This window comes from Pseudostreptobacillus hongkongensis (assembly GCF_001559795.1).
Classification (GTDB): Bacteria; Fusobacteriota; Fusobacteriia; order Fusobacteriales; family Leptotrichiaceae; genus Pseudostreptobacillus; species Pseudostreptobacillus hongkongensis.
The window spans coordinates 1-1,600 of the sequence record NZ_LOHY01000139.1; the positions used below are offsets into that span (position 1 = coordinate 1).

Consider the following 1,600-nt stretch of genomic DNA (forward strand, 5'->3'; position numbering starts at 1 on the left):
GAACATGTACCAACAAACTGGACAGAAAAAATAAAAACAGTTTGGAGGTACATTTTTTTATGGGAAGAAAAAGTAAATTCACATTAGAAGAAAGAGTTTCTATGTGCAAAGATTATCTAGAAATGGGATTGAGTCGTAAAGATATTCATATTAAATACGGTGTATCTAAGTCTAGATTTTATCAATATATTAATAGGTTTAGAATACATGGTATAGAAGGGTTAAAAGAAGTAGGTCCTAGAAATAGAGCATATACAAAAGAATTTAAAATTAAGGTTATTAATGAAATTTTTAAAGGTAGTTCTATAGATGAATTATCTACAAAGTATTTACTGCCTAATACTATTGTAATAAATTGGATTAAACAGTATAATAAAGGTATAATAAATGATTACATATCTAGAGGTGAAATATATACTATGAGATGTCCTAAATTAAGTAAAGATAAGAAAATGGCTATTGCTAAAGAATGTATTGAGAATGGAAGAAATTACAAAGAAACATGTATTAAGTATGGTATTAAATATTCTAATCTATACTCATGGGTTTCTAAATATCAAGATAAGATAGTGAATACATCAGATTATTCAGAAGAAGATAAATATAAGATATTGTATGAGTTATCACTACAAGAAAATAAGATGTTGAAAGCAGAATTAGAGATTCTAAAAAAAAACGAAGAGATATTAGAATTTCTAGAAAAAGAAGAATAATATATGCTAAATATTTAACTGTAGATACTTTAAAGAATAAGTATAATGTTAAATATCTATGTGAAGTATTAGAGTTAAATAGAGCATCTTACTATGAGTATTTAAATAGAAATAATGAAATTAATAAAGAAGAATTAGAATTAATAAATTTAATAAAAACAATAGATAAAGAAGTTAAGTCTACATACGGTAGAAAGAGAATGAGTATAGAAGTTTTTAAAAGATGTGGTATAAAATATAACGAAAAGAAAATTAGAAGAATAATGATAGAAGAAGATATAGTTTGTATGATAAGAGTTAAGAAGAAAAGATTTAAAAAATCAAGTGATGAGTATTTTAGAGATAATATACTTAATAGAGATTTTAGTACTACTAAAGATAATCAAAAATGGTCTACTGATATTACAGAGATAAATACTGGAGAAGGTAAACTATACATTAGTGGTGTAATTGATATTAATTCTAAGATGTTAATAAGTTATGAGATAGGCAATCATAATAATAATGAATTAGTTATGAAAACATTTAAAAATATAAATATTAATGATGTTGATATATTACAAAGTGATAGAGGGTTTCAGTATACATCATATATGTTTAAAAATATAACAAAAGATATTACACATAGCATGTCAAGACCAGGGCATTGTCCTGATAACTCACCTATAGAGTCATTTTGGGGTATTTTTAAGTCAGAGTGTTATTACAATAAGTTAAATAAAGATAAGTTTAGAACTAAAGAAGAAGCAATTAAAACAATTAAAGAATATATAGAATTTTACAATAAAGTTAGAGTAAATTTAAAAGGAACTACACCTTATCAAATAAGATGTAATTCCTTAAATTATTGATTTTAAATTTTGTGTCCAGTTTGTTGGTACATGTTC

Annotated in this window: 2 protein-coding genes; both read left to right on the forward strand. The window is 24.1% G+C overall.

Features of this window, described 5'->3' with window-relative positions:
* The first annotated feature begins 59 nt into the window (after positions 1–59).
* The gene (locus tag AYC59_RS06710; protein WP_066896725.1) at positions 60–713 is read left to right on the forward strand and encodes a helix-turn-helix domain-containing protein; all 654 of its coding nucleotides are present in this window, start codon (positions 60–62) and stop codon (positions 711–713) included.
* Positions 713–1,564: an IS3 family transposase gene (locus tag AYC59_RS06715; RefSeq protein WP_245620692.1), complete on the forward strand. Its 852-nt coding sequence runs from the start codon at positions 713–715 to the stop codon at positions 1,562–1,564. Before AYC59_RS06710 ends, AYC59_RS06715 begins: the two co-directional genes overlap by 1 nt.
* Positions 1,565–1,600 lie beyond the last annotated feature (36 nt).

What these genes read in the sequence shown, in the direction of transcription:
- AYC59_RS06710 (WP_066896725.1), top strand. Translation starts at nt 60, where the DNA reads ATGGGAAGAAAAAGTAAATTCACATTAGAAGAAAGAGTTTCTATGTGC.